Source organism: Leisingera aquaemixtae (assembly GCF_019801145.1).
GTDB lineage: Bacteria > Pseudomonadota > Alphaproteobacteria > Rhodobacterales > Rhodobacteraceae > Leisingera > Leisingera aquaemixtae_A.
Genome location: NZ_JAHVJQ010000013.1, coordinates 79,145 through 96,848 on the forward strand (window position 1 = coordinate 79,145; position 17,704 = coordinate 96,848).

Consider the following 17,704-nt stretch of genomic DNA (forward strand, 5'->3'; position numbering starts at 1 on the left):
ATGGCGTTTCAGCACTCAGTTCAGCGGGCTGCCCGACGGGCGCGCCCGGTTCAGCACCACCCCCAGAAGCTGGGTGTGGCCTGCCAGCATCTTCTCGCAGGCGGCCAGCTGCGCGGCGGTGGTGCTGGTGCCGTCGGAGATCAGCAGCACCCCGTCCACCTGCGGCAGAAAGGCGGCAGTGTCGTCATGCTCCAGCACCGGCGGCAGATCGAACAGGGCGGTATCGGCACCGCTGCGCAGCATCAGATCGTCCACCGCCTCGGCGCAGCTGCGGCCGTGCAGGATCTCGGCAGCATCCTGCCCCGCCATGGCGTTCAGCCCGACCGCCAGCGACGGCAGCGGCCGCAGCAGGTGATCCTCCATCCGGACGGCACCGGACAGGAGGCCGGACATATCCCCCGGCGCCTGCAGCCCCATCGCCTGCGCCACCCCGGGGCGGCGGAAATTCATATCCATCAGCACGGTGCGGCTGCCCGGCACCCGGGCCAGGCTGAGCGCCAGGTTGACAGCCGAAAACGTTGTGCCGCAGCCCGACGCGGGGGCAGTGACGGCGACCCGCTTCCATCCGCGCGCCTTCAGGGTGTGCAGCAGCCGGGTGCGCAACAGGTCAAAGGATTTGGCCGCAGGCGCGGTGCGGAACCGGCTGACCAGCGGCAGGCGTGACCGTTCCTGGGCAGCGCCGTCGAAAGGAACCCGGGCAATCCGCTCCCAGGGTTCCGGCAGGGTGGCAGGCAGCTGAGCGGAGCCGGCTGAGGCAGGTGCGGCCAGCGGGCGGCCAGCGCCCGCGCCTGCGGAGGAAGGCGTGGCGGCCGCCGGGGCACGGCGGCGGCGGAACCGCTTGAAGCCTTGCTCGGTCATGCCGTCCTCGTCAATCTCCCGCATGGTCTGCGGGCCGCGCACCGGGCTGGCGGCAACGGCCCCTGATACCGTAAAATGCTTCACATCCGCGCTCCCTGCAATGGCCGGCGGATCCGCTGCCTGCGCCTCAGGCGCCGCGGCAGCAGACCACAAAGGCGTTAATATCCCGTCCCCTTCAGCACCACTTTGCCGGTCCGCCAGATCAGTGCCAGATCGCGGCCCAGCGACAGCCGCCGCCGGTAGTCCGCATCCGCCTGCGCGCGGCAGGCAAAACTGCCCTCGTTGCGGACAGAAACCTGCCAGAGGCCGGTGATTCCCGGCCGCAGGCCGAAATAGGCAGAGGCGTCTCCGTACAGCGGCAGCTGCTCCGGCATCATCGGGCGCGGGCCGACCAGGCTCATGTCGCCCGCGGCCACGTTCCACAGCTGCGGCAGCTCATCCAGCGAGGTGGCGCGCAGAACCCGGCCAACCGGGGTGATCCGCGGATCGTTCTTGAGCTTTTGGGTCTCGTCCCATTCCCGGCGCAGCGCCGGATCGCTTTCCAGGAAATGCTGCAGCAGCTGATCGGCGTCCCGCACCATGGTGCGCAGCTTCAGAATGCGGAACCGCCGGCCGCCGCGGCCCAGCCGCGCCTGGGTGTAGAACGGCCGCCCGCCTTCTAGCCACAGCGCAGCGGCACACAGCGCGATAATCGGCAGCACGACCGGCAGGCTCAGCAGGACCAGCAGCAGGTCCAGAACCCGTTTGCCGCCAGCGGCGTATGCCCTGCTGCCTGTCCCGGGTTCGGGCTGCCGCGCCGGAGCAAGGTTTTTGAGCGCGGCATTCATGTTTGCCGGCTGCATGTGGAGCGGGTGGAGAAAGGGAACGGTGCCGGCAGCCTGCCCGCCCTTTGCCTCAGCCCTTGCAAAAGTCAGCCCCGCCCCTCCGGGAACCGCATTTCTCATTCCATTTCCCCTCATTCCAGCCGATTCCCCCGGCTGGGCCGCCGCCGGACGCGGCGGGCGTTCAAAACTCGACCTGACAGCCCGCAAGCCAATGGCCAGGGATTGCCGCTACTGATTTTCAGGTTCGAAACGGGGCGCGCCCCCACGCGCCCGCGCTGCTCTTCAGCTGCCGCTAATCCCCGGCAGCGATGCCTTTCAGCACTCTGCCCTAATTAAGACAAATTTAGACAATTGCGCGTAAAAACTGGATCTTGCAGGAAAATGACCCGAATTCGCACGTTTAACAAGGCAAAGGCGGAAACAGTGGGGCGATTTCATCGGATTTGTTGAACGCGCCGGTAAATGTGTGGCAGAATCAAGGCGTCCCGGCAGAAGGAGCTTCACCCGTGCTGCGGGCATATCCCGATATCGCTGTGCAGCCCGCTGGACAGTATCCGAATGCAAAGGATTCGCAATTACGCGGCGAAATGGCGGTTCCAAAGCGGGAACAGCCCTTTGCCCGCAGTTAGCGCACTGCCCGGGATTTGCGCAATGCCCCCGAAATAGCGCGCGGCGGATCACCGCTCAGCAGCACAGGACCCGCATGGCCCCGCGCCCGGACCGCAAAGGCTGAGCAATGGCAGCGGCCCGAACGGCTGGACACTTGCCGGAGCCCGGAAACACCGCCATAAGCCAGCGCAAAGCGATGGCAGAAAAGCGAGGGCATCATGCAACCTCCCGGCAGCAGCGCCAGCTGGCTGGCCGCCAATCTGGAAGCGAACACACTGACCGCCTGGACCATCAGCGGCGGCACCGCAGGCCCGGCGCAGGTGCTGCAGCTGCCGGACAGCCGCCCGGCGGCGCTGGCCGCCGGTTTGCGGCAGATGCTGGCAGGCGCGGCGCAGCCGGTTGTGCTGGGCGGCAGCAGTTTGGTGCCGCCGCAGGCAGTGCCCGCAGTGCCCGCGGAGCTGCCATTGGCCGCGACACTTCTGGAAGAGCTGACCGTCCATGCCCTGCCGGGGCTTTGCCAGCCGTCGCCCGTGGGTCTGATGCAGAGCGCGGCGGCCCGGCTCCGCGGCTTTTTGCAGCTGAACCCGGATTGGGACGGGGTGGTCTGCCTGCCGGGCGCGGGTGCGACCCATTGGGTGCAGGTCAGTGCCAAGGAGGCGGTCAGCTTTCAAAGCGCGCTGACAGGGCAGCTGGCGGCGGCGGTGGCGCAGCCGATGGCGCTGGCCGCCGCCGGTGGCTGCAGCAAGGAAGCGCTTGCTGAGGCAGCGGCGGATGGCATCGCCAAGCCGGAACTGCTGGCGGCGCGGCTGGCGGCACTGCAGGCAGAGGCCGCGCTGGGTCAGCTGTCGGCGGACACCGCACGCGGCAGGCTCTGGGGGCTGCTGCTGGGCGCTGAGCTGGCTGCCGCCCGCCCCTATTGGCTGGGCCAGAATGCGGCGCTGCTGGCGGAAGCACCTCTGCAGCCGCTTTATGCCGCGGCGCTGGAGGCCCAAGGGCTGCCGGTCACAGTGGCAGACCCGCGCCGCATGACGCTGGAAGGGCTGAGCAAAGCCTGGGCTGGTAACTGATCACGGCGCCAGTCTGCGGCGCAGGCATTATTCGGGATTTCCAGAACCCGCGGGGCCGAAGCTTCAGCCGCCTGCCCTGAAACGCGTCCCCTTGCCCGGCGGGTTTTCCGGCGGGCCGGCAAAGCACTGGGCGATGCGCATCCAGTTTTCCGCGGCTGCACCAGAGACCTGCAGCCGGGTATCCTGAATGCTGCGCACCTGAGTGACGACGCGTGCAAACTCCACCGCAGATCCTTTGACATAAACCGCGTCCTGCGGGGCATTCCATTCCCAGACCGCCCCCGATGGCCCGGTCAGCTGGACAAAGGGCGCAGGCTCCGGCACGTCCAGCGCGCGGTTGCGGAAGCTCCAGCCATAGGTCGCCACCCCCAGATGCGCGATGTTGCGGATGCGGTCCTGCTCCTGCCGCTCATGCCCCAGGAGGTCGAACACTTCCTGCCCGTGCGCCCAGGTCTCCATCTGCCGGGCAGTGACGGAGCTGAGCGCGCTCATGTCCGGCCCGATCCATTTCAGCCGTGCCTTGGGATCAGCTGCGGCGAAAGCATCGGCGCAGCGCTCCGCCCCCTCCCGCCATGCGGCAAACAGCGCCCGGCCGCTGAGGCCGTCCAGCCAGGGAAATTGGCATTCGAGGATGGAGCGGCCTGCCTGCATGTCCCGCAGCACCGGCGCAATGAAGGCGGCAAAGGCGTCCTCGCCCCGCAGCGACGCCTCTGCCGCAGCGTTGAACAGATGCAGGTGCCCCAGCACATGATCGATGGTCCAGCCTTTGAACTGGGTTTCGCGGTTGAACTCTGCTTCTGGCAGATCCTCAAGGATGGCTGCCAGGGCGCGGCTCTCTGCGCGGAAATCTTCGGCCTGCTGCATGGTTCTCCCCTTTGCTCCGTCCGGCAGGATAGCCGGGCCGGGCGCAGGCCGGAAACAGAGACCAAACGTCACAAAATGAGCCGCCGGGGCGGCCGCCTCAGGGCAGCGGACCGGTCTTGAACAGACGGATTTTCAGACCGCCGTGTGCGACTGGCGCACCAAACGGCAGAAACGGCAGATTGGTTGCCTTGGCCAGGCTGGTTTCCGAGGTGACGATACCCACGCGCCAGCCGGAGAAGCGCTCCGTCAGCACCTGCCCCAATGCGCCGTAAAGGGCATAGAGCAGTTTCTTGTTGCCGATCCGGGCGCCATAGGGCGGGTTGACGATGACCAGGCCCGGCGGGCCTTCCGGGCGCTGCAGGTCGCTGACCGCGGCCTGGGCAAAACGGGTGCAATCGTCCACGCCCGCCCGGTCCGCGTTTGCGGCTGCCATCTCCACGGCGCCCGCGTTGCGGTCGGAGCCGTGGAACAGCAGGTCCGTTTCGCGCGCCTCGCCCTGCTGCTTCAGCTCTGCCCAGGCGTCCGCATCAAAAGTTGCCAGCTGCTCAAAGGCAAAGCTGCGGCTGCGGCCGGGCAGCAGGCCCTTGGCGATCTCGGCTGCCTCGATCACGAAGGTACCGGAGCCGCACATCGGGTCCACCACCGGCTCAGCCCCGTCATAGCCGCATTCGCGCAGGAACAGAGCAGCGAGGTTTTCCCGCATTGGCGCCTTGCCAACGGCGGATTTGTGGCCGCGCTTGTGCAGACCCTCGCCCGAGGTGTCGACGCTAAAGACGCAGAGGTTGTCCTCAATCCTGAGCTTGACCGTCAGTTCCGCGTCCTTGGTGACAGGGGCGCCGAGGGTTTCGGCAATTGCCTTTTCCACACGCTGGGCAGCGGCGCCGGCGTGGTAGATCTTGGACTTCTTGTTGGTGGCAACCTCCACCTTCACCGGCACGTCGGGGCGCAGCACGTCGCCCCAAGCGAACTTGCGCGACCGTTTGTCGAGCTGAGCCAGGTGGAAGGCGCGGAATTCGCCGATCCGGGCCAGTACCCGTGCGGCGCCGCGCAAGCACAGGTTGGCGCGCCAGACCTCACTCCAATTGCCCTGCACTGTGACCCCGCCCGGCACTGCCTTGGGGGTGGCAAAACCCAGCTCCTTGGCCTCGGCCAGCAGCGCCTGTTCCAGTCCCGGCGGTGCGGTCAGGAAGATCTCGAATGTGCTTTCTTGCGTCATGCGCCCTCCTTAGACGCAAAGCCCAGCCGCGGCGACTGTTTTTTCCGATCCCGCCATGAGGGAAATTTCCGCCGCGTCACAACCGCAGATGCTGCGTTGCGGCATTGCGCGAACGCCCAATGGCGACACAATTTTTGCAATAAATTCATATCATTACTCATTACTAAAAAATTAGTTTGACAACATAATCCAACCTATGAAAGCTCTATGCCAGTCAGGTGCAGCCAACGCGCAACTGGCCTCAAGAGACTTTCAGGGAGGAAAAGATGCGTAAGTATCTTCTCTCCGCAGCAGCCGTTTGTGCGGTGGTTGCGGGATCAATTGGCTATGCCGACGAAATGGCGGCCAAAAAATGGATTGATGAAGAATTCCAGCCGTCGGTTTTGACCAAGGATGAACAGCTGTCGGAGCTGCAGTGGTTCATCAAGGCGGCCGAGCCCTACAAGGGCATGGAAATCAACGTACTGTCGGAAGGCATCCCGACCCACAGCTACGAAAGCGAAGTGCTGACCAAGGCCTTCGAGGAAATCACCGGCATCAAGGTGAACCACCAGATCCTGGGTGAAGGCGAGGTCGTTCAGGCCGTGCAGACCCAGATGCAGACCAAGCGGAACCTCTATGACGCATACGTCAATGACTCCGACTTGATCGGCACCCACTCGCGTCTGCAGCTGGCCTACAACCTGACCGACATGATGGCAGGCGAGTTCAAGGACGTGACCAACCCCGGTCTCGACCTGGATGACTTCATGGGCACCCAGTTCACCACCGGCCCGGACGGCGACCTGTACCAGCTGCCCGACCAGCAGTTCGCGAACCTCTACTGGTTCCGCAAGGACTGGTTCGACCGCGAAGACCTGCAGGCCGCGTTCAAGGAAAAATACGGCTATGACCTGGGTGTTCCGGTCAACTGGTCCGCGTATGAGGACATCGCCGAGTTCTTCAGCGAGCAGGTCAAGGAAATCGACGGCACCGCGATCTATGGCCACATGGATTACGGCAAGCGCGCGCCGGACCTTGGCTGGCGGATGACCGATGCCTGGCTGTCGATGGCCGGTGCCGGTTCGAAAGGTGAGCCGAACGGTGTGCCGATCGACGAATGGGGCATCCGCATGGAAGAAGGCTCCTGCAACCCGGCTGGTGCCAGCGTGACCCGCGGCGGCGCGGCAAACGGCCCGGCAGCGGTCTACGCGATCCGCAAGTGGGACGAATGGCTGCGCAAATACGCGCCTCCGGGTGCCGCGTCCTATGACTTCTACCAGTCGCTGCCGGCACTGGCCCAGGGCAATGTGGCGCAGCAGATCTTCTGGTACACCGCCTTCACCGCCGACATGGTTAAGCCGCAATCCGAAGGCAACAACACCGTTGACGGCGACGGCAACCCGCTGTGGCGGATGGCGCCCAGCCCGCACGGCCCCTACTGGGAAGAAGGCCAGAAGGTCGGTTATCAGGACGTGGGGTCCTGGACCTTCCTCAAATCCACCCCGCTGGACCGTGCCCAGGCTGCCTGGCTTTACGCCCAGTTCGTGGTCTCCAAGACCGTGGACGTGAAGAAATCGCACGTTGGCCTAACCTTCATCCGCGACTCTTCCGTGAACCACGAAAGCTTCACCGAGCGCGCACCCAAGCTGGGCGGCCTGGTCGAGTTCTACCGCTCGCCTGACCGTGTGGCATGGTCGCCGACCGGCATCAACGTGCCGGACTATCCGAAGCTGGCCCAGATCTGGTGGCAGCAGATCGGTGACGTGAACTCCGGCGCCTTCACGCCGCAGGAAGCAATGGACCGTCTGGCCGAGGAAATGGACATCACCATGGCCCGTATGCAGCGCGCAGACGAGCAGGCGAATGTCTATGGCGGCTGCGGCCCGCGCCTGAACGAAGAGAAAGACGCGGAGTGGTGGTACGCCAATGGCGGCGCCAAACCGCCGCTGGAGAACGAGAAGCCGCAGGGCCAGACCGTCAACTATGACGAACTGGTGGCCCGCTGGGCAACCAACTAAGGCCTCCTCCCGGTCCGGCCAGCGATCCCCATCATCTGGCCGGGCTGCATCAGGCCCCGGAGACCCTTTCCCGTCTTCCGGGGCCTTCTTCCCCAAGACAAGAGCGCGCCCCTGCCCCGCGCGCAAACAGGCCGCCTGCCGGAAAGTCAAAGCAAGATGGCACTCGAACTCAAGGGTGTGACCAAGCGCGTCGGCGCCATTCAGCACATCAAGGAAACCTCCTTGCTGCTGGAGCCCGGTCACTTCAACGTCCTCCTCGGCGCCACCGGCTCCGGAAAGACCTCTCTTATCAAACTGATGGCGGGTCTCGACCCGATGGCCAGCGGCCAGGTGCTGATGGATGGAGAGGATGTCAGCCGTCTCAGCACCCAGAAGCGCAACATCAGCCTGGTGCATCAGTTCTTCATCAACTACCCGCACATGACGGTTTTCGAAAACATCGCCTCGCCGCTGAAGGTGGCTGGAATGGCGAAGTCGGAAATCGAGGCCCGCGTCGAGGAAGCCGCGGCGATCCTGCAGCTGAAGCCTATGCTGCACCGCCGCCCGCATGAGCTGTCCGGCGGCCAGCAGCAGCGCTGCGCCCTGGCCCGCGCGATTGCCAAGGAAAGCCGCGCGGTGTTCCTGGATGAGCCGCTGGCCAACCTCGACTACAAGCTGCGCGAGGAGCTGCGCGACCAGCTGCCCGAGCTGTTTGCCGGCCGTGGCGCGGTCGTGGTCTATGCGACCTCCGAACCCGAAGAGGCGCTGCTTCTGGGCGGCAAGACCGCACTGATGCGCGACGGCCGGGTGACCCAGTTCGGCCCCACCGCAGAGATCTACCGCAACCCCGGCAATGTCGATGCGGCACGGGTGTTCTCCGACCCGCCGATCAACACCGCCGACATCACCAAGCAGGGCAGCATGGCCCGGCTGGGCGCAGGTGTCACCTGGGAGCTGGCCGGCGCCGCCGCAGGACTGGCCGATGGCACCTACACCATTGCGATACGCCCGCACCACGTGCTGCCGCAGCCCCGCAACGGCGCTGATGTGCAGCTGTCGGGCCAGGTGCAGGTGACAGAACTCTCCGGCTCTGAAAGCTCTGCCCATTTCGACATGGGCTCCGGCAGCTGGGTCTCGCTGGCCCACGGCGTCCACCCCTACCAGGTGGGTGAGCTGCACGACTTCTACATGGATCCCGCGCAGGCATATTTCTTTGCCCCCGACGGCAGCCGCGCGGCGTGAGGCATCAATGGCTAAAATAACTCTCTCCAAACTGCGCCACAGCTATCTTTCGACGCCGAAATCCGACTCGGATTACGCGCTGAAGGAAATCGATCTCGACTGGACCGACGGCGGCGCCTATGCGCTGCTCGGCCCCTCGGGCTGCGGCAAATCCACCCTGCTCAACATCATCTCCGGCCTGCTGGTGCCGTCCGAGGGCCAGATCCTGTTCGACGGCAACGACGTCACCGCCCTGCCCCCGGACCAGCGCAACATTGCCCAGGTGTTCCAGTTCCCGGTGATCTACGACACCATGACGGTTTACGACAACCTGGCCTTCCCGCTCAGGAACCGCGGCCGGGACGAGGCCACCGTGCACAAGCGGGTGATGGCAATTGCCGAGATGCTCGAAGTCACCGAGATGCTGGAGCAGAAGGCCGCGGGCCTCAGCCCCGACAACAAGCAGAAGATCTCCATGGGCCGCGGCTTGGTGCGCGAGGACGTCAACGTGGTGATGTTCGACGAACCGCTCACCGTGATCGACCCGCACCTGAAGTGGAAGCTGCGCTCCAAGCTGAAGGAGCTGCACCAGCGGGTGAAGGCAACGATGATCTACGTCACCCACGACCAGACCGAGGCGCTGACATTCGCCGATCAGGTGGTGGTGATGCAGCTGGGCGAGGTGGTGCAGATCGGCACACCAGTGGAGCTGTTCGAGCGCCCCGCGCATACGTTTGTCGGCCATTTCATCGGCTCGCCCGGGATGAACATCCTGCCCTGCGAGCTGCAGCACGGCGCTGCCGTGTTTGCCGGCCAGCAGATTGCACTCGAAGGCCCCATCCGGGGTGCAGCAGACGGCCAGACCGAAATCGGCATCCGCCCGGAGTTCGTCTCGCTGGCGGACCACGGCCTGCCCGCCACGGTCACCAAGGTCTCTGACATCGGCCGCCACACGGTGGTGGAATGCGAGGCTGGCGGCTGCCGCATCAACGCCGTGACTGAAGGCGCTGCACCGGAAAGAGGCAGCGCCGTGCATCTGGCCTTCCGCCAGGACATGACCCGGCTTTACGTGGACGGCTGGCTTGCCACCGCCCCGGCCAATGCCACCGGCGAACAAGGAGCAGCCTGATGAAAACCGAAAACCAGAAAGCCTGGTTCTTTGTCCTGCCGGTGCTGGCGCTGGTCGCCTTCAACGCGCTCATTCCGATGATGACGGTGGTCAACTACTCGGTGCAGGAGACCTTTGGTGACAACGTGTTCTTCTGGCAGGGGCTGGACTGGTTCCAGCAGATCCTGCGCTCCGACCGTTTCCACGCGGCGCTTGGCCGCCAATTCATGTTCACCTTCCTGATCCTGATCATCGAGGTGCCGCTGGGCATCGCCATTGCGCTGTCGATGCCGCGCAAGGGCTTCTGGGTTCCGGTGTGCCTGGTGCTGATGGCGCTGCCGATGCTGATCCCGTGGAACGTGGTCGGCGCGATGTGGAACATCTTCACCCTGCCCGACATCGGCCTCTTGGGCTATTTTCTGAACCATGTGCTGGGCATCTCCTATGACATGACGCAGGATCCGGTTGCGGCCTGGGTAACCATCGTCACCATGGACGTCTGGCACTGGACATCGCTGGTGGTGCTGCTGAGCTATGCCGGTCTGGTGTCGATCCCCGACGCCTACTATCAGGCGGCCAAGATCGACGGCGCCTCCAACTGGGCGGTGTTCCGGTTCATTCAGCTGCCGAAGATGAAGACGGTGCTGACCATCGCCATCCTGCTGCGCTTCATGGACAGCTTCAACATCTACACCGAGCCATTCGTGCTGACCGGCGGCGGCCCCGGCAACTCCACCACGCTCTTGTCGATCGACCTGGTGAAAATCGCGCTTGGCCAGTTCGACCTCGGCCCCGCTGCTGCCATGTCGCTCATCTATTTCGCAATCACGCTCCTGGTCTCCTGGCTGTTCTACACGCTGATGACCAAGGACGATCTGAACTAAGGGAGGGATCCAGATGCAGAAACGATCCATCGTCCCCATCGTCTATATCCTGTTCCTGATGCTGCCGATCTATTGGCTGGTGGCGATGAGCTTCAAGACGACCAATGAAATCCTGTCGGGCTTCTCGCTGTTCCCGCAGACTTTCACGCTGGACAATTACGCAACCATCTTCACCGATCCCAGCTGGTACTGGGGCTACATCAACTCGATCGCCTACGTGTCGATCAACACGGTGATCTCCATCGCGGTGGCGCTGCCGGCGGCCTATGCCTTCAGCCGCTACCGGTTCCTGGGCGACAAGCAGCTGTTCTTCTGGCTCTTGACCAACCGGATGGCGCCTGCGGCCGTCTTTGCCCTGCCGTTCTTCCAGCTCTACTCCGCCGTCGAACTGTTCGACACCCACCTGGCTGTGGCACTGGCACACTGCCTGTTCAACATCCCGCTGGCAGTCTGGATCCTGGAGGGCTTCATGGGCGGCGTGCCCAAGGAGCTGGACGAGACCGCATTCGTTGACGGCTATTCCTTCCCGCGCTTCTTTGCGACGATCTTTGTGCCGTCGATCAAGGCGGGCGTGGGTGTGGCAGCCTTCTTCTGCTTCATGTTCTCCTGGGTGGAGCTGCTGCTGGCCAAGACCCTGACCGCCGTCGCCGCCAAGCCGATTGCCGCCACCATGACCAAGACCGCCTCCAGCGCGGGTTATGAACTGGGGCTGTTGGCGGCTGCGGGAACTCTGACAATCATTCCGGGCGCCATCGTGATCTGGTTTGTCCGCAACTACATCGCGAAGGGTTTCGCGATGGGGAGGGTGTAATGCTTTCATGGATGGCCTGGACCTGGCCCACTGCCCTGTTGTTCATCGGCATCTTCAGCGCCATCGGCGTGCTGATCATCGCCGAAATCCGCCACCCCGGCGGCGCGGCCCGCAAGGGCGTGCTCGGCCTCACCACCACCCGCGGCGACCGGCTGTTCATCAGCCTGCTGGGGACCTCCTACATCTTCCTGGCCTGGCTGGGACTGGTGGGGATGCCGCTGTGGTGGCCGCTGGGGCTGTCGATCGCCTGGGGCGTCTTCTGCTTCTGGAAGGTCTGACCAGCGATCCCAAACAAAATCGGGACAGGCCTTGAAGGCAAACCTGCCCTTCAAGGCCTTCTCAGTCAAAACCTTGAACCGATGCGCCAGGCACCGTCCCGAAGACTGGCCCATCACCCCGCAACCTGCTGAGAAGACTCGCGCGGCAGCGCACATTTTGACAACAAAAGCCCCGCCGCCGCGCATCTTCTAAAAAAATAGTTTTCACGGAAGCCTGCTTCCCCTAGCATGACTGGAACGATCAAATGAGCCGGACTGCCGAGGCGATGCGCAAGAAACACGACACTTCCCTGCTGACCGAGGTTGAGCTGGAATTCATGACCGTCGTCTGGGACATGGGCGGCGGCACCGTGCGCGATATCCTTGCCGAGCTGAACAAGATGCAGGAACGCGCCTACACCTCGGTGGCCACGGTTCTCAAGATCATGGAACAGAAGGGCTTCCTCACCAGCGAGCGCAAGGACCGCTCCCTGGTCTACCGCCCCGCCGTTCCCAAGGCAGAGTATCAGAAAACATCTCTGAAAAACCTTTCGAGCAAGCTTTTCAACGGCGCGCCCGCCGCATTGGTGGCGCGGCTGGTCGATGATGAGGATGTGACCGACGAGATGCTCGAGGAGATGCGGGCGCTCTTGGAGGAAAGGCTGGGGGATAATGAACGCTGATGTTCTGCTGAATGCCTATATTGATCTGAATATCCTGCTGCTGGCGGGCACCCTGCTGTGGTTCGCCGCCCGCAAGGCGCTGGCGCGCAGCCCGCTGGGGCGCGCCTACCGGCCGCAGCTGCGGCTTTTGAATAGCATGACGGTGCTGCTGGCGGCCTCGCCGGTGCTGATCCTGGCGTTCACCCGCTTTGTCATCGCCCATCCGCCGAACTTTTCCGACATGCTGGTCTCGCAGTATCTGCAGGGCAACGTCAGCATGAGCGCCGGCACGTTCGAGGCCACCCTCGGCCTGCGCGAGGATGCGGTGCGCGGCCTCACCAGTCTGCAGCCGGCCTGGGCGCAGATGATTGCCGCGGGTTTTGCCGCCGGGGCGCTGATCTGCCTGGCGCATGTGGCGGTTTCCGTCTTCCGGCTGCGCCAAAATCTGGCGGGTGCCTTTGTCTGGAAACGCATCGGCCGGGTACAGCTGATGGTGTCCGATGATATCCGCGTGGCCTATTCCACCCGCGGGCCGTTTTGCCGCTATGTGGTGTTGCCCTCGTCGCTGCTGAACGACCCGCGCGACCTGCGCCTGACGATCGCCCATGAGCTGCAGCATTTCCGCCAGCGCGACATCGAATGCGAGTTTCTGCTGGAGATGCTGCGCCCGCTGCTGTTCTGGAACCCGGCCTTTTACCTGTGGCGCCGAGAGGTGCGGCTGCTGCGCGAGTTCGCCTGTGACCAGGCGCTGATGGCGCGGCCTTCTTTCGATGTGCGCGCCTATTGCGAATGCCTGATCCGCGCCTGCGCTCATGCAGCCCGCGGCCCGGCCCTGTTCATGCGCCGCAGCCCTGCAGTGGCGCTGGTTGACCGCCGCGAAACCCGCCGCGGCGCGTCGCTGCAACGGCGGATCATCGCGGTGACGGCGGTTCAGCCGCGGGGGCCGAACTCGCTGGGCTGGGGTCTGGTCTCCCTGGCGATGGCCGGCGTGGTGCTGGCAACGGCGATGCTGCTGCAGCGCCCCAGCGACTGGAGCCATGACCGCATCATGCTGTCGACCATCGTCAACCTGGAGCGCATGGCAACCCGCAACAGCGCCCCGGACCTTGCCGTCAGCGCACTCAACGGCGGCTTTGCTGTCCCGTCGCAATAAACCTGCCGCCGATTTGAGCTGACCGGGCCGGCCTGCCTTTTGCCATGCCCGCGGGCCGGGGCGGCAGTTTCATCCTGCCTCCGGCATTTTCAGCCAACAAAAGCGGAATTTTTCCGGGGCGCCAGCTGCTGCAGCTTGCGCGCTTTCTGCCCCACTGGCCGCAGCAGTTCCCGCACCGCCAGCCACAGGTCGGCCCGGCGGTACCGGCGGCAGATGCGCAGCCGGTGGAACGTCTCGTAACTGTCACCTAGGTGGTCCAGAAACTGCGTCGAACGCAGGGTATTGGAGGCCTTGAGCCCGCGTGCAACGGCGGTTTCGATCCCCCGCCAGGCCATGATCCGGCCGGGGGATACCCGGCCATGGGTGACGTCGAAGTCCAGAGCCAGCCTGTAGGATATGCTGCCCGCCTCGGCGCACAGGCTGCTGGCCGCGGGGCGGCCGTCAATGGTCAGCAGATGCAGCACCATCCTGCCGCGGGCCGACAGCCGCCGCCAGAGCTCCTCGAAGAACACGCGGGTGCGCTGGCTGCTGCCGCCGCCGGTGCCCAGGCGGGCTTTGCGCGCCGACAGGGCCAGCACCCCGTCGAGGATGCGGTCCGCGCGGCCGCCCGGTCTGTCTGCGGTCAGGATTTCGTGCTCCCTTTGCTGCAGCGCCCGGTGCCCGGCCCGCAGCAAGCGGCGGAATTTCCGGCTGCGCCGCGCCAGGCAGGCCTCCAGCCCGTCGTCATGGCGGCAAAGCGCTGCGCGAAGCTCCTGGCGCTGGCGGCTGCGCAAATGGCCGCCGTGGTGCGCCGCGGCCACCCAGCCAAAGGCGCCAGCGGCCCGCATCGGGGCCAGGTCCGCGACATCGCAATCCCGGGCCGCCAGCATCTCCTCCAGCAGCGCGGCGGCATCCGCCTCATGCCCCGGAACCGCCAGCGCATCGTGGAACCCGGCCCGGTTGCTGCACAGCATCGAAAGTTTACGCAGGCGCGGCCCGCCCCGCCACAGCGGTTCCCGTTTCAGCCCCAGCGGCAGCGCCGCCGTCAGCTGGCCGTCACGCCACGCACAGCCGATCCGCGGCACCGCTTCGCTGCCGAAGGCCGCGGTCCAGGCCAGCATCCAATCCATCGACGAGAACGGGCCGCCGCCAGAGGCGCCGTGCAGCTCTGCCCAGGCAGGCTGCAGCGCTTCCAGCGCATCAAGACTGGTAATGATTTCTGTCCTTGCAGCCACGATACCCGCCGCTCCTCAGCACACACCTAGCAATCTAGACGGCTGCCGGGCCTTTTCCACGCGCGCGGCGGAAATTTCAGCGCTTGCGGCAGGCAGATTACCGCAAGCGCGATGCCCGGCCGTGGGCGGAGAAAGGACCAGCCCGTTTCCGGGGCGGCAAAGCGCCGAGCGGACCGGGCCAATCCGGCAGCCCCGCGCCGGAAACCCTGGCCCCGCGGCAAGAGCATGGAAGCGGGCGCCTCGCCGGCCTAGCACTGGCCCACGGCACGCGGAAGACCGCGGCCTCAGGAAGACCAAAAACAATTGAATGGAGTGTCTCACATGAACAAATTTGCGCTGACCGCCGCCGCCTTTGCTGCTTTGGCCGCTTCGCCGCTGGCGGCGATGGATACCATCACCGAGGCCGATACCGACGGCAATGGCACCTATTCGCTGGAAGAGCTGCAGGCAGTGTTTCCCGACCTGACAGAGGAAACCTTTGCGACCATCGACGCCGATGCCGACGGCGAGGCGGATCTGACCGAGGTGAAGGCAGCGGAGGAAGCCGGCCTCTTGGCAGCGGCTGGCTGATCCCGCGGCAAGGCGGCTACCCCCCTCGCAAAACGGGCCGCCTTGCCTTTTCCGCTGTTCACCTGATCTCAAACAAGACAAGGCCCTGCTGTGCAGGGCCTTGTCTGTTTCATGCCGCCGCGACGGTCAGCCGCCGTCCGCCTGCCGCTTCAGCCGCTCGATGTGGCGGGCAAAGACATAGGTTATTGGCAAGCCCAGCAGCAGCCCCCATGCCACCGATTCATAGGGGGTCAGCACCCGCCAGCCGATCCAGCTGCCAATCAGCGAGGCAAAGAAGATGTTGATGGCCGCCGCACCCGCCCCGAACGGGTAAAGCGCCGCCAGCAGCCGCCAGGAAGGCCGCGGTGTCATCGCCGGCTGACCAGGTATTGGACAAACCCCAGGCTGACGATCAGGGCGATAGAGCCTATCAGAAACCAGAATTCCGCGGTTTCGGTCTGCGGCTGCGGGATCGGGCGCTCGAAGGTGGCGGCAAAGGCGCTGGAGGGGGCCAGCAGGGCCAAAGAGAGGATGCGTTTCATCTCAGTGCTCCATGGTCAGGGATTGATAGATTTCCGGCAGTGCGCGCGGCAGCCTGTCCGGGTCGGGCAAGAGGGTGAAACCCGCGCGCCCGAAGATGCGGGCAAACCAGTCCTGCCCGTCGGCGTCGATCACCACACCATGCACCGACTGGCCCAGGGCGCGCGCCTCGCGCACCGCCATGCGGCTGTCCTCGATGCCATGCACGCCTTCATAGTGGTCCAGATCGTTGGGCTTGCCGTCGGTCAGCACCAAGAGCAGGCGGCGTTCGGATCCTTCCTCTGCCAGCTGGGCGGAGGCATGGCGGATTGCCGCGCCGAGCCTTGTGTAGTGGCCGGGCTTGAAGCCGCCGATGCGGGCGGTGACCGCCTCGGACATCGGATCCTCGAACCCTTTGGCGCGGGTCAGGAACACCCGGTCGCGGCGCAGGGAGGAGAACCCCCAGATGCCCAGCCGGTCGCCCGCGGTGGCAATGCCGCCTGCAAGCGCTGCCAGGGATTCGCGGGCGGTCTCGATCACCGGGCGGTCGCCGACCGTGGCCTCGGTGGAGCGGGAGCAGTCCATCAGCACTGCCACGCTCAGGTCGCGGGCCATCGGGCGGCTGGCCTGCCAGACCCGGTCGCTGCCCTGCTGGCCGCAGGCCAGATCGACATGGGATTTGACCACTGCCTCCAGGTCCAGCTCGTCGCCGTCCAGCTGCCGCGGCAGCATCACCCGGCGCGGGTGCAGCGGCGCAAACTGGCGGCGCACCCGGGCGACCAGCCGCGGATCGGGATGGAAGCTGTCCGCGGGCTTGCCTTCGGCCTCCAGCACACAGGTGTGCGCGGGCATGTGCTTGCCCAGCCGGTGGTTCCATTCGGGATAGGTGAACTGCCCCGCCAGCCGTTCATGCTCGGCGTCCTGCGGCGACAGGTCCAGCGAGATCCGCAGCCGCGAGGCCGCGCGCTTCATGTGCTGCGAGAGGGTTAGGTTGTCCTGATCCTCCGCCGCTTTCTGGGCGTTCTCGTTGTCGTCGTCATCCACCATCCGGTTGATGTTCAGGCTTTCGGCCCAGGACAGGATAGACTCGAACCGGTGGACGATGAAGCTGTCCTTGCGGGTGGTCTGGTCCTGATCCTGCCGCTTGGCTGTTTTGCGAGTGGAGACGGCAAGGCCCGGAGTCTTCATCTCCTCATCCGCTGCGGGGGCTGCCCCCCTGCCCGCTTGCGGCACCGGCAGGCGCAGCCAGAACGGCACCGGCTGATAGGTCCGGTAGCCGCGCGGCGCGGTGCAGGTGCAAGGCTCGGCGATGCGGCAGTCGGTGCCGATCTGATCCAGCACCATCCGTTCGATCCGCGCTTCGGAACGCGGCAGGCCGTTGCGTTTGCGGGTCTCCGCGATATGGGCACAGAAGGCGCCATAGGCAGACCGCAGCCCGGGACAGGCGGCAAACACCTTGTCCGCAGCGCGGGCATTGGCAGCGATCTCCAGCTGATCGGCCTGATACCGGTCTTCGTTGCGCTCAGGCAATTCGATCGAGGCGGCCATTGCGGCCAGCCACAGGTAGGCCTTGCGGTTCAACTCCGGGCTGGGAAAAACAGACATTTCCGGCGGCAGGCGCAGGCGCTCGCCGTCGAAACTGGCGGTGTATACCATTTCCCGAGGGGTGCCGATGCGGCGCAGCCGGTCCGGGCGATGGTCCGACAACACCGCGGGCGCCACCTGGATCTCCACGCCCCCGGCCCCGCCCAACGCCCGGAACAGCGCCGCAACGCTGGCGCGCATGTCCTCGAACCGGACGGTGTGCTCAGCACCATCCTCTGCGGCGCCGATCCGTGTGGCCATGCCATGCCACAGGTTGCCAACCGTTTCTTCGGGTTCCAGAAGGTCGAGAGCGTGAATCATGGCA

18 protein-coding genes are annotated in these 17,704 nt (G+C 65.2%); 10 read left to right on the forward strand and 8 right to left on the reverse strand.

The genetic code is table 11. From position 1 onward, the window contains the following. Positions 1–15: 15 nt before the first annotated feature. Complete coding sequence (locus KUW17_RS21210; protein ID WP_222482306.1) at positions 16–942, reverse strand: exopolysaccharide biosynthesis protein; 927 nt, start codon at positions 940–942, stop codon at positions 16–18. A 74-nt stretch (positions 943–1,016) separates the two neighbouring features. Further along, positions 1,017–1,700, reverse strand: coding sequence for a sugar transferase (locus KUW17_RS21215; RefSeq protein WP_222482307.1), 684 nt, complete (start codon positions 1,698–1,700; stop codon positions 1,017–1,019). Positions 1,701–2,509: 809 nt separating this feature from the next. Between KUW17_RS21215 and KUW17_RS21220 the strand changes: the two genes are divergently transcribed. Then, a complete protein-coding gene (locus KUW17_RS21220; protein WP_222482308.1) occupies positions 2,510–3,358 on the forward strand; it encodes a 2-dehydro-3-deoxygalactonokinase in 849 nt (282 codons plus the stop codon). A gap of 63 nt (positions 3,359–3,421) precedes the next feature. On the opposite strand, the gene KUW17_RS21225 is transcribed toward KUW17_RS21220, so the two are convergent. Then, positions 3,422–4,222, reverse strand: coding sequence for a TIGR03084 family metal-binding protein (locus tag KUW17_RS21225; RefSeq protein WP_222482309.1), 801 nt, complete (start codon positions 4,220–4,222; stop codon positions 3,422–3,424). Positions 4,223–4,319: 97 nt separating this feature from the next. Beyond that, positions 4,320–5,438, reverse strand: a complete 1,119-nt coding sequence (locus KUW17_RS21230; RefSeq protein WP_222482310.1) for a class I SAM-dependent RNA methyltransferase — start codon at positions 5,436–5,438, stop codon at positions 4,320–4,322. A gap of 266 nt (positions 5,439–5,704) precedes the next feature. Here KUW17_RS21230 and KUW17_RS21235 point away from each other — a divergent pair, with 266 nt between their 5' ends. The 8 genes from KUW17_RS21235 to KUW17_RS21270 all read left to right on the forward strand — a co-directional run bounded on the left by KUW17_RS21235 (position 5,705) and on the right by KUW17_RS21270 (position 13,513). Next, a complete protein-coding gene (locus tag KUW17_RS21235) occupies positions 5,705–7,438 on the forward strand; it encodes an ABC transporter substrate-binding protein (protein ID WP_222482311.1) in 1,734 nt (577 codons plus the stop codon). 156 nt (positions 7,439–7,594) lie between these two features. After that, the gene (locus KUW17_RS21240) at positions 7,595–8,659 is read left to right on the forward strand and encodes an ABC transporter ATP-binding protein (protein WP_222482312.1); all 1,065 of its coding nucleotides are present in this window, start codon (positions 7,595–7,597) and stop codon (positions 8,657–8,659) included. A gap of 7 nt (positions 8,660–8,666) precedes the next feature. Then, complete coding sequence (locus tag KUW17_RS21245) at positions 8,667–9,767, forward strand: ABC transporter ATP-binding protein (protein ID WP_222482313.1); 1,101 nt, start codon at positions 8,667–8,669, stop codon at positions 9,765–9,767. Continuing rightward, positions 9,767–10,630, forward strand: coding sequence for a carbohydrate ABC transporter permease (locus KUW17_RS21250; protein ID WP_039189202.1), 864 nt, complete (start codon positions 9,767–9,769; stop codon positions 10,628–10,630). Before KUW17_RS21245 ends, KUW17_RS21250 begins: the two co-directional genes overlap by 1 nt. Positions 10,631–10,643: 13 nt before the next feature. Continuing rightward, positions 10,644–11,441, forward strand: a complete 798-nt coding sequence (locus KUW17_RS21255) for a carbohydrate ABC transporter permease (protein ID WP_222482314.1) — start codon at positions 10,644–10,646, stop codon at positions 11,439–11,441. Next, positions 11,441–11,719 (forward strand): DUF2160 domain-containing protein, encoded by a 279-nt coding sequence (locus tag KUW17_RS21260; RefSeq protein ID WP_222482315.1) that lies wholly within the window; start codon positions 11,441–11,443, stop codon positions 11,717–11,719. The genes KUW17_RS21255 and KUW17_RS21260 overlap by 1 nt, the downstream gene beginning before the upstream one ends. 245 nt (positions 11,720–11,964) lie before the next feature. Continuing rightward, a complete protein-coding gene (locus KUW17_RS21265; protein ID WP_019298165.1) occupies positions 11,965–12,381 on the forward strand; it encodes a BlaI/MecI/CopY family transcriptional regulator in 417 nt (138 codons plus the stop codon). Then, positions 12,371–13,513, forward strand: a complete 1,143-nt coding sequence (locus KUW17_RS21270; RefSeq protein WP_222482316.1) for a M56 family metallopeptidase — start codon at positions 12,371–12,373, stop codon at positions 13,511–13,513. The genes KUW17_RS21265 and KUW17_RS21270 overlap by 11 nt, the downstream gene beginning before the upstream one ends. An 89-nt stretch (positions 13,514–13,602) precedes the next feature. Here KUW17_RS21270 and KUW17_RS21275 read toward each other — a convergent pair whose 3' ends face one another. After that, positions 13,603–14,727 carry a GNAT family N-acetyltransferase gene (locus KUW17_RS21275; protein ID WP_222482317.1) on the reverse strand — a complete coding sequence of 375 codons (1,125 nt, stop codon included), beginning with the start codon at positions 14,725–14,727 and terminating at the stop codon, positions 13,603–13,605. A gap of 321 nt (positions 14,728–15,048) precedes the next feature. On the opposite strand from KUW17_RS21275, the gene KUW17_RS21280 reads away from it, so the two are divergent. Beyond that, positions 15,049–15,297, forward strand: a complete 249-nt coding sequence (locus KUW17_RS21280) for an EF-hand domain-containing protein (RefSeq protein WP_222482318.1) — start codon at positions 15,049–15,051, stop codon at positions 15,295–15,297. A 126-nt stretch (positions 15,298–15,423) separates the two neighbouring features. Here KUW17_RS21280 and KUW17_RS21285 read toward each other — a convergent pair whose 3' ends face one another. The 3 genes from KUW17_RS21285 to KUW17_RS21295 are packed head-to-tail and all read right to left on the reverse strand — an operon-like array spanning position 15,424 to position 17,700. Then, on the reverse strand, positions 15,424–15,648 hold the full coding sequence (locus tag KUW17_RS21285; RefSeq protein ID WP_222482319.1) for an NnrT protein: 225 nt from the start codon (positions 15,646–15,648) through the stop codon (positions 15,424–15,426). Continuing rightward, positions 15,645–15,818 carry a hypothetical protein gene (locus tag KUW17_RS21290; RefSeq protein WP_167592837.1) on the reverse strand — a complete coding sequence of 58 codons (174 nt, stop codon included), beginning with the start codon at positions 15,816–15,818 and terminating at the stop codon, positions 15,645–15,647. Before KUW17_RS21290 ends, KUW17_RS21285 begins: the two co-directional genes overlap by 4 nt. Position 15,819: 1 nt before the next feature. Next, positions 15,820–17,700, reverse strand: a complete 1,881-nt coding sequence (locus KUW17_RS21295) for a nitric oxide reductase activation protein NorD (RefSeq protein ID WP_222482320.1) — start codon at positions 17,698–17,700, stop codon at positions 15,820–15,822. Positions 17,701–17,704 lie beyond the last annotated feature (4 nt).

What these genes read in the sequence shown, in the direction of transcription:
- KUW17_RS21255 (WP_222482314.1), top strand. Translation starts at nt 10,644, where the DNA reads ATGCAGAAACGATCCATCGTCCCCATCGTCTATATCCTGTTCCTGATG.
- KUW17_RS21240 (WP_222482312.1), top strand. Translation starts at nt 7,595, where the DNA reads ATGGCACTCGAACTCAAGGGTGTGACCAAGCGCGTCGGCGCCATTCAG.
- KUW17_RS21265 (WP_019298165.1), top strand. Translation starts at nt 11,965, where the DNA reads ATGAGCCGGACTGCCGAGGCGATGCGCAAGAAACACGACACTTCCCTG.
- KUW17_RS21290 (WP_167592837.1), bottom strand. Translation starts at nt 15,818, where the DNA reads ATGAAACGCATCCTCTCTTTGGCCCTGCTGGCCCCCTCCAGCGCCTTT.
- KUW17_RS21270 (WP_222482316.1), top strand. Translation starts at nt 12,371, where the DNA reads ATGAACGCTGATGTTCTGCTGAATGCCTATATTGATCTGAATATCCTG.
- KUW17_RS21285 (WP_222482319.1), bottom strand. Translation starts at nt 15,648, where the DNA reads ATGACACCGCGGCCTTCCTGGCGGCTGCTGGCGGCGCTTTACCCGTTC.
- KUW17_RS21230 (WP_222482310.1), bottom strand. Translation starts at nt 5,438, where the DNA reads ATGACGCAAGAAAGCACATTCGAGATCTTCCTGACCGCACCGCCGGGA.
- KUW17_RS21295 (WP_222482320.1), bottom strand. Translation starts at nt 17,700, where the DNA reads ATGATTCACGCTCTCGACCTTCTGGAACCCGAAGAAACGGTTGGCAAC.
- KUW17_RS21250 (WP_039189202.1), top strand. Translation starts at nt 9,767, where the DNA reads ATGAAAACCGAAAACCAGAAAGCCTGGTTCTTTGTCCTGCCGGTGCTG.
- KUW17_RS21225 (WP_222482309.1), bottom strand. Translation starts at nt 4,222, where the DNA reads ATGCAGCAGGCCGAAGATTTCCGCGCAGAGAGCCGCGCCCTGGCAGCC.
- KUW17_RS21220 (WP_222482308.1), top strand. Translation starts at nt 2,510, where the DNA reads ATGCAACCTCCCGGCAGCAGCGCCAGCTGGCTGGCCGCCAATCTGGAA.
- KUW17_RS21260 (WP_222482315.1), top strand. Translation starts at nt 11,441, where the DNA reads ATGCTTTCATGGATGGCCTGGACCTGGCCCACTGCCCTGTTGTTCATC.
- KUW17_RS21280 (WP_222482318.1), top strand. Translation starts at nt 15,049, where the DNA reads ATGAACAAATTTGCGCTGACCGCCGCCGCCTTTGCTGCTTTGGCCGCT.
- KUW17_RS21245 (WP_222482313.1), top strand. Translation starts at nt 8,667, where the DNA reads ATGGCTAAAATAACTCTCTCCAAACTGCGCCACAGCTATCTTTCGACG.
- KUW17_RS21215 (WP_222482307.1), bottom strand. Translation starts at nt 1,700, where the DNA reads ATGCAGCCGGCAAACATGAATGCCGCGCTCAAAAACCTTGCTCCGGCG.
- KUW17_RS21235 (WP_222482311.1), top strand. Translation starts at nt 5,705, where the DNA reads ATGCGTAAGTATCTTCTCTCCGCAGCAGCCGTTTGTGCGGTGGTTGCG.